This is a genomic window from uncultured Methanobrevibacter sp. (genome assembly GCF_902769175.1).
Classification (GTDB): Archaea; Methanobacteriota; Methanobacteria; order Methanobacteriales; family Methanobacteriaceae; genus Methanobrevibacter.
In genome coordinates this window covers 1-8,301 of sequence record NZ_CACXNW010000052.1, presented here as the reverse complement: position 1 = coordinate 8,301, position 8,301 = coordinate 1, and the positions used below count along the sequence as shown (strand labels likewise).

Below are 8,301 nucleotides of genomic sequence, written 5' to 3'. Positions count from 1 at the left end.
TACTGACTGGTGAGGCAATATATGTTGACCGAAACAGGAAAAACATCAAATGTGAGAATCTTGCCATCGAAGAGGATGCAATCCTATTAATCGATGGAAACAATATAAATATTGATGTAAACAATTTGTATTACAGTTATTTTACAAGTGTTGGCATTTTGAACATGGGCGGAATATTAGACATGGCCCCAATAATGTATAAAACCCTCACATTAGGAATTGCAGGTGACGAGTACCATACATATTACTATGAATATGATAATAAGACTGGTCAATTTGCATTTAAAGTACATACTGACATTCGTGGCGGCAAAAGAGAAGGAATAGAACTCATCCAAACTTATATATTTAATATAACTAGCTATAATGATATTTACAAATCATTATTTAATCATAATTATAGCACCTCCGTCACTCAAATTGCAGATGTGCTAGTCACTAGCGTAGATGATTATAGAGGAATCTTTACAAAAGAGAAAGCAATTCCAAGCATGTTAAATATTAATTGTGAAAACCAAACAAAGGCATTGAATGTTGTCTTTTCCAAACCTATTCTTGTTGAATCAACATTTTGCTGGAACCTAAAGGAATTAGGATACAATGTAATCAACATCAATGGTAACGGCTCAACAATCCATGCTGAAACCAAACCTCGTGAAGAATTCAAATGGGCAATTACTGCTGAAGGAGATTATACTCTAACAGCATCCAACATTAAAGTGGAAGGATTCAACACAGCAATCGTGAATAATGGAATATGCATTTTAAACAATGTAACCTTACATAACAACAAAATGGATTACATTTGTGAAAGAGATGATGGTGCAGCTATGCTTAACAGTGGCTTTGTAATAGCTAATGATTGCACTTTTACCGACAATTATGCAAAAAACGGCGGTGCCATATTCAGCCAAGGACAATTAATCTTAAATAACTGCACATATAATGACAACACAGGTTACGGAACAGGAAACGACATATTAAATGTAGACAAAGGATCCGTATTCATAAATGGCAAAGAGATAAAAGGATCACAAGGAACAGTTACTTATGTTGAAAGCATATCAGATACAGCTACCGCCTTAATATCTGCTGTTGTTGGTGTTGGAACAGTTCTTTTAGGTGTAGCATCAGGTGCAATTGCTTTTGTATTAAGTGGAGGCAATGTTGTTGTTGCAGTTGCCGTTGGTGTTGCTGCTGGTGCTGCTATAGGAGGTATTGTTGGAACTGCTGCAGCCCGTGCAATTACTTCCGGCCAATATAATTTAGCATATGATAGGGTAAGTACATTGATAATCCTCTACAATGCTAATGAAGCTATTTAAGATATAATTTAGCATATGATAGGGTAAGTACAGCCATACAACTTATTAGAGGATGTGTCGTGTTAGGCATAGAAGCAGGAATGATTGGTGCATCAGTTATAGGTCCTTCACAATGCAAAATCAATAACATTGAATATAACTATGTAGATGAAAATGATTATCAAATAAAAGATATCAAATCAAATAAGAACCAAGGAGGATGGGAAAATAGATATGAAAAATTAGTTCAAAATGAAAAATTAAAAATCCAAGAGGCTATTGAATATAGAATAAATGGTATGAAAGATTATTCCGGAGGCAAAAATATTGTAAAAATAACTGCAGTAGGAAGCGAACGTATAATAGTCTATAAATTCCAATACGTTTTACAAGTAACTATGGACAAAGGAGGAGTTTTCCTTTATTTCCCAGCTGAAAATCATGCTTTCCCAGTAGGCTTTTCAGGAAATTTATGTATTGGATAAATGAAAAATTATATATTCATCATTATTGATGAATCAGACATTAAAGGAGAGCATAAATGAATTAATGCATTATCTCTTCTTTCATGCTCTTTTTATTTAAAACTCTTTTTATTCATTTCAGTAATGAATTCTTTCATACTTTTTTTATTTTAAAACTCTTTTTATCTTTTCAGCATGAATATTTTGTATAATCTATTTTCACTAATACAGCTAAAGTTTTACTTATTTTTTAATTAAAAACTTAAAATATATTAAAAAAGCTTTAAAATAAACCAACATACCTATTTTAAAAAAAAACATAAAACAAATAAAAAAAGCTTTAAAATAAACATTCTAAATCCTTATTAAAAAGATCAAATCATATTTAATCAAAATAGTAAAAAAAAGATAAATATAAAATAATTAGAAATTAATAAAAAAAAGAAAAAATAAAAAAATAAAAATTTTTATTTTTATCTGACTCTAATGCTGGAAGTTTTAGAAACAATATAATTGCCATTTGCAGAAAGGATTACAACTTTATGATTTCCTCTTTTAAGAGATTTTGTATTGAAATTTGCAATTCCTTTTGAATTGGTCTTGACATAATATGTTTTAAACTTCTTGCCAGTGTAGACTTTTAATTTGAGCTTAAGTCCACTAATATACTTTTTAGTTGAGTAATGCTTTACAGCAACCTTAAAGTACTTCTTAGCTTTGTATTTTACACTGACTTTAGGAGCACTGACAATAGTTTTTGCCTTATTGAGTGTAATTGAAGAAGTAAATTTAGCAATATCATATATCTTGTTTGATGAACTTACTTCAACTTTATGTGTTCCAATAGACAATGAAGAGCCTTTAAATGCTGCTATTCCTTTAGAATTGGTAGTCACATAGTATGTTTTATACTTCTTGCCGGTATAGACCTTTAAAGTTAGCTTTATGCCGGAAAGTGGTTCTTTACTATATTTATCAAGAACTTTTACATTAAATGTTCTTCCAGAACGATAGTAGGTGATAAGTTTAGCCCTTCTAACGCTTGTGGATAATTTAGTAACAGATTTTCCACCTTGGTTAATGATGTCAATAACATCCATATTCAAGGATTTTGCATATTTAAAGCTTGCTTTAGCGTTTACCAATAATAAGTCTTTTACAATAATAGAGCCATCTCTTCTATCCTTTAGGGTAACAGTGTAATTAGGGATTTTGCTAACTTGAGATCCTGAACTTGTAGCAAAGTACAATGTGTAGGAGTCATTTCCATCGGATTTCAATTTTAGACTTAAAACATTTGATAATTTAAATGTTTCTCCTGCTTTAGACTTGAAGATGTCACTTATAACAACATCATTTTTACCCCCAAAAGTTATTGTTTGCTGTGATATTTAATTTAGAGAAATCTATTTTAGGCAAACAATCATTAATGAAATATAATGTTGAAGCTACTGGATTATTATTGTCAAAGATACAATTAGTTATTATAGTTTTATCACTTGAATTCCAAGCAATTGCACTTCCATATTTTGCAGAGTTATTGATAAAGCTACAATTTTCAATTGTAGTTCCTCCACTCCATGGATTGAAATAAATAGCTCCACCGTATTCAGTTGCAACATTATTAATGAAAACACAATTGATAATCTTATTCACTCCATCAGCAAATATTGCAGCTCCATTTTGAGAAGTATAATTCTTAATGGTACAATTGATAATATATGCATCACAACTATATGTCCAAATGGCAGAATCATTTCCATCTTCAAAATTACAATTATAAATATTTGCTAAAGCCATATTTGAAACACGAATGAATGAATCCTTAGTGAAGTTAGAAATGTCTATAGTTCCCCATGCATGATCCAAACCTAAAGTAGAATGAATGAATTGGCAATTATTTACTTCAACATCTGCGAAAAGTGAAGCTACAGCAATATTTTCAAAAATGCAATCTTCAAAATAAAGGAAAGGATAATCTGTGGATATCCAAGATTTCATATTTGTAGAATTTGAAATGAATTTAATATTTTCAAAATTTAAATATTCTACAACTGGAGGTTCAGAATATGGAATATTAAAAATATCTCCGAACTTATCAGATTTAATAATTGCTTTATCTCCTTTACCTACAAATGTTAAGGATTTATTTACTGTAAGGTATTCACTACCAAAATAAGTACCACTAAGCTATATAGTACCATTTTCCTCAGCATTGCCAATTTCTGTTTGAAGTTCTGAAAATGTCTTTTCAGTTACTTCATCATCGGATTCATCATTGAGAACATTTGAAGAGCTATCCTCTCCTATTTCAACTGAATCCATTACGCTTATTTCATTAGGATCCTCAGATATTATAGAACCAATATCTGATGAATCATCTGTGTCAATAGATGATGCGGAAACGATTCCTAAACTTAATATGAAAATTAATAAGATAGGAATAACCAAATATTTCGTTTGCACTTTAATATTTTTCATTTTTCCTCACCCCATAATTAACTAAATTTTTCTAAAAAAATACATAAATTCGTTAACTATGTTAAATAATTTATTTTTTATACTTAATAAGAGTTACTAATTTTGTTCAATAAGCATAAAACAAATTATTGAAAAAAAGATTAGAAAAAAATTGAAAAAAAAGATATTGAAAAAATATGTTTAAAAAATATTTGAAAAAAAAAAGATATTAAAAATATATGTTGGAAAATTATTCAGTTCTATATGGTCCAAACATTTTTAGCTTCTCACTTGCTATCAAAGATGCAAAGTTTCCAGATTCAATCAAAGTTTTGCTATTTAACCTGGTTGATATGTATGCGGCCATATAAGAATTACCACATCCAGTAGCATCTACAATATTTTCACATTGAACTGAATTTATTTTAATACTTGTACCATCAACCCCTAAAATTCTTGAACCTTTACTTCCATTTGTAATAACTAAATTGGTACCTTCAAAATTTACATCATTTATGATTTCAAATTCACCTTCATCCAAGAAAATTGTTTCACTAATTGAAAATAAATAATCCAAATCATCAGATTGTTTTAGTATCATCGAATTATCTTCACCTTCAAATCTCAGGAATCCCTGAAGTGAAACGAAAATTGGAACATCAAATGATCTTAGGTAATCCAATGTTTCCTTTGGAAAGTCATTGCTGTTAAGTGGTGTCAATACAAATGCATCAATGCTATCGTCATCAATATCATATTCATCAAAGATAATTTTTAGTTCTTCCTTTTTAATTGGAATGTTTGCAAAATTAGTTGATTGCTTTCTAATGTCTAAATTGTTATTATTAGGATATTCATTTATAAAATGATGAGTATTATCCTTTAAAATAAGCTTTACCTTTGATTCATCTGGAAATTCCTTGATTAAATCAGGATTGGAAGCATTTACAATAGCTAAATAATCCTTGAAAAACTTTTCATAGACGAAGCTTTGAAAATAGCTTGCTCCACCTACTTTCGAGTACCTTTCATCCCCAATGATAATCAAATCTTCACATACCAGACCAATTAAAACAAGTGTCATGTCAATCAACATATTTTCTTTTTAAATATATATAAATCTTAATGTAATCATAAGTTTTATTTATTTTAAAACTAAATTTAGTTAATGTATCAAAATATTCAAAACAAACTTGAAATAAAACTTTTTGAACAAGAAACAAAAATATTCAAAACAAACTTGAAATAAAACTTTTTGAATAAGAAACAAAAAATTTCAAAATAGACTTGAAAAAAAATCTTTGAACAAGAATCAAAGATATCAAAATAAACTTGAAATAAAACTTTTTGAATAAGAAACAAATAGAAGGACAATTGAATGAATTTTTTAAATCTTCCACTTAACATCATCCTAGGAAATATAATATCTTTTTTTGCTTCCATTGTGCTCATATTAAGTTGTGTAGTCAATGACAAAAGACAAGCTTACAAATATCAGGTAATTGAAGCACTAATACTTACTGTTTCATCTGCTTTCTTCCTATCATGGACTGGAATACTTACAATGATTATTGCTGCTGCAAGGAATTATTTGGTGATGAATGAAAAGCTAAGCTCTAAATTAGCTATAATGTTTATAATAATTACCCTTATCATTTGTCCTATAATCAATACAATGGGTTGGATTGGCCTTCTTCCTATGGTTGGAATCATACAGCTTACAATCTGCAACTACTATATGAAAACAATCAAATGGATTAAGGTAGCATTTATAGTGAATTTATTGATTTATGCGGTTTACTTTATAGGAATCTATGATTTCGTATCCTGTGCCACTCAAATAATTACTGCAATCATTGGATTTGTTTCATTAATGAAATTAATTTATGATGAAAAAAAGGATTCCAGCATTAATGAATGAAAAAATAAAAAAGATTCAAAAATAATGCAATAAAAAAAAAAAGAATAATAATTAAAAACAACACAAAAAAGAAAGAAATCGAAAAAAAAAAAAAAAACAAAAACACAAAAAATAATATAAAAAAGAAAGGATATGAAAAGAATATTCCAAAATTAACACATTAAAAAGAAAGAATGAAAAAGAAATGGAATTATACATATCCATTTTCTTCCAAGAATTTATTAAAGAAATACATATCCATGGAATATTGATCTTCAAATTCGAAATATTGGCATCCTTCAGTTAAAAAGATTTCATTTTCCCTATCAGCATCATCATTAAAATGATTGCTATGGGTCCAAATACTATTTTCAGAATAGATGGAATTACCTTTTCCTGCAATATTGTTTGTGAAGTTAGAACCAATAATAAATAATTTCTCACCGCTATTTTCTGGAATGAATATAGCGCCACCACATTCTCCTGCAGTATTATTTTCAAAATTACATTCCTTAATTAGCCTAAAATAAATAGTACTTATTGCTCCACCAGATTCATTAACATGATTGCCTATGAAATTACAATTTTCGATACTGTCAATGTGAGACAAATATATTACTCCTCTCATATCAGCAGAGTTGTTAATAATATTGCTGTTCCTTAAGTTTAATTTGCATGATCCATGAATGCAAGCACACTTATTAGCAGAATTATTTATCATATTACAGTCATCAATTGTCACTCCATAAGCCCCACCTGGTATCACTTGAAAGAGACCTACTTGTTCAGCATGATTATTAGTGAAATTACAGTTTTTAAATGCCATATCGACAAAATAATGACCTACAGCAGAAGTGTCTGCAGAATTATTATCAAATATGCAGTCTTCAATTGATCCAACACAATCACCACAATAATCTCTACCAGAAGTCAATATATTTAATTGTTTTTTTTTTTCATCAAAATGAATTCTTCCACCATAAAACATAACACCACAATAATTTGCATGATTGTTAGTAAAACGATTTTTGACTACTTTAACCGGACATTCAAAATATCCTGCACCACCGAATTCAGCTTGATTTCCATCAAAAACACAATCTTCCAATAAACCACCAGCAGCGTATGTATAAATTGCTCCACCATTTGTTGCACCATTATTTAAAAATTGGCAATTAATGAACTTAAAATTTTTAGCTTTTTCGGATATTTCTATTGCTCCACCGTTTATAGAATTCCCATTAACAAAAATTAAGTTTTTTAAAGTGACATTTTCAGCATCAATATAAAATAGTGAAGTTTTTCCTTTACCATCAATTTTATGTCCTTTACCGTCAATAACAAAATTTTCCTTATTTATAAGTACTGCCTTAAAATCTGAATATAAATCGAAATCATAAGAATAATCCTTTTTTAAAGTGAAATTATTATCACTTTCCTCAAGTTCCATTTGAAGATCATATAAGGTATTCTTAGAATTTTCAATAACTTCTGTTTCTTTATCTGAAGTTTCATTATCTAAGACTCATTATCTAAAGACTCATTATCTAAAGACTCATTATCTAAAGTCTCATTATCTAAAGTCTCATTATCTAAAGTCTCATTATCTAAAGTTTCTTTATCAGATGTATCATTAACAACTAAATCTGAAGAACCATCAACATCAACAGAAGAAGTACCATTAACAACTAAATCTGAAGAACCATCAACATCAACAGAAGAAGTACCATTAACAACTAAATCTGAAGAACCATCAACAGAAGAAGTACCATTAACAATTGAATCTGCAGCGCTAATTGCACTAACAGATAAAATTAGCATAAAAAATATAGTTGTAAATAATATAAATTTTTTCATCATTTTTCACCATTTCTATTTTTAATATATATTATAAAAAGAAATATATATAAAGATTTTCGCATGTAAGTGCTTACTTACACCTAAAAATAAAAATAAAAAGATAAATCAACTGTTTTTTAAATTTAAAGGGTTTGCAAGTACTTACTTGCAAAAATAATTAAATATCTATTAAAACATACGAAATATCAAGATAAAAATTTTTTATTTTTTCGAGTTTGAGAGTGTGTAACGATTATGACCCTCACCCACATTTTTCTTAACTTATTTTCCTTTAAATTTATATACAATGAAGTACAATCTATTATTATAGAAA

9 protein-coding genes and 1 pseudogene are annotated in these 8,301 nt (G+C 28.6%); 4 read left to right on the top strand and 6 right to left on the bottom strand.

The annotated features are described in order from the left end of the window. Both QZV12_RS13275 and QZV12_RS13270 read left to right on the top strand, forming a co-directional pair. Positions 1 to 1,325, top strand: a pseudogene (locus QZV12_RS13275) (hypothetical protein); the annotation flags it as partial. Positions 1,326 to 1,384: 59 nt separating this feature from the next. Beyond that, positions 1,385 to 1,789, top strand: coding sequence for a hypothetical protein (locus QZV12_RS13270; protein WP_295622610.1), 405 nt, complete (start codon positions 1,385 to 1,387; stop codon positions 1,787 to 1,789). Positions 1,790 to 2,241: 452 nt separating this feature from the next. Here the strand turns inward: QZV12_RS13270 and QZV12_RS13265 are convergent, their stop codons facing one another. Continuing rightward, a complete protein-coding gene (locus QZV12_RS13265) occupies positions 2,242 to 3,048 on the bottom strand; it encodes a hypothetical protein (RefSeq protein WP_295622608.1) in 807 nt (268 codons plus the stop codon). A 79-nt stretch (positions 3,049 to 3,127) separates the two neighbouring features. After that, positions 3,128 to 3,769, bottom strand: coding sequence for a right-handed parallel beta-helix repeat-containing protein (locus QZV12_RS13260; protein WP_295622606.1), 642 nt, complete (start codon positions 3,767 to 3,769; stop codon positions 3,128 to 3,130). On the opposite strand from QZV12_RS13260, the gene QZV12_RS13255 reads away from it, so the two are divergent. Beyond that, positions 3,750 to 3,947, top strand: coding sequence for a hypothetical protein (locus QZV12_RS13255; protein WP_295622604.1), 198 nt, complete (start codon positions 3,750 to 3,752; stop codon positions 3,945 to 3,947). The two genes, QZV12_RS13260 and QZV12_RS13255, sit on opposite strands and share 20 nt — an antisense overlap. A gap of 11 nt (positions 3,948 to 3,958) precedes the next feature. Here the strand turns inward: QZV12_RS13255 and QZV12_RS13250 are convergent, their stop codons facing one another. Continuing rightward, positions 3,959 to 4,249 (bottom strand): hypothetical protein, encoded by a 291-nt coding sequence (locus tag QZV12_RS13250; protein WP_295622602.1) that lies wholly within the window; start codon positions 4,247 to 4,249, stop codon positions 3,959 to 3,961. Between the two features lie 229 nt (positions 4,250 to 4,478). Then, a complete protein-coding gene (locus tag QZV12_RS13245; RefSeq protein ID WP_295622600.1) occupies positions 4,479 to 5,324 on the bottom strand; it encodes a PfkB family carbohydrate kinase in 846 nt (281 codons plus the stop codon). 282 nt (positions 5,325 to 5,606) lie between these two features. On the opposite strand from QZV12_RS13245, the gene QZV12_RS13240 reads away from it, so the two are divergent. Further along, on the top strand, positions 5,607 to 6,149 hold the full coding sequence (locus tag QZV12_RS13240; protein WP_295622598.1) for a YgjV family protein: 543 nt from the start codon (positions 5,607 to 5,609) through the stop codon (positions 6,147 to 6,149). Positions 6,150 to 6,339: 190 nt separating this feature from the next. Here the strand turns inward: QZV12_RS13240 and QZV12_RS13235 are convergent, their stop codons facing one another. Together QZV12_RS13235 and QZV12_RS13230 are read right to left on the bottom strand one after the other, a co-directional pair. Further along, positions 6,340 to 7,578 carry a hypothetical protein gene (locus QZV12_RS13235; protein WP_295622596.1) on the bottom strand — a complete coding sequence of 413 codons (1,239 nt, stop codon included), beginning with the start codon at positions 7,576 to 7,578 and terminating at the stop codon, positions 6,340 to 6,342. Positions 7,579 to 7,646: 68 nt separating this feature from the next. After that, complete coding sequence (locus tag QZV12_RS13230; RefSeq protein ID WP_295622594.1) at positions 7,647 to 7,949, bottom strand: hypothetical protein; 303 nt, start codon at positions 7,947 to 7,949, stop codon at positions 7,647 to 7,649. Positions 7,950 to 8,301 lie beyond the last annotated feature (352 nt).

Bases quoted from the DNA above. Each gene is read 5' to 3' on its own strand.
- QZV12_RS13260 (WP_295622606.1), bottom strand. From the start codon at position 3,769: ATGAAATCTTGGATATCCACAGATTATCCTTTCCTTTATTTTGAAGAT.
- QZV12_RS13250 (WP_295622602.1), bottom strand. From the start codon at position 4,249: ATGAAAAATATTAAAGTGCAAACGAAATATTTGGTTATTCCTATCTTA.
- QZV12_RS13245 (WP_295622600.1), bottom strand. From the start codon at position 5,324: ATGTTGATTGACATGACACTTGTTTTAATTGGTCTGGTATGTGAAGAT.
- QZV12_RS13240 (WP_295622598.1), top strand. From the start codon at position 5,607: ATGAATTTTTTAAATCTTCCACTTAACATCATCCTAGGAAATATAATA.
- QZV12_RS13235 (WP_295622596.1), bottom strand. From the start codon at position 7,578: ATGGAACTTGAGGAAAGTGATAATAATTTCACTTTAAAAAAGGATTAT.
- QZV12_RS13230 (WP_295622594.1), bottom strand. From the start codon at position 7,949: ATGCTAATTTTATCTGTTAGTGCAATTAGCGCTGCAGATTCAATTGTT.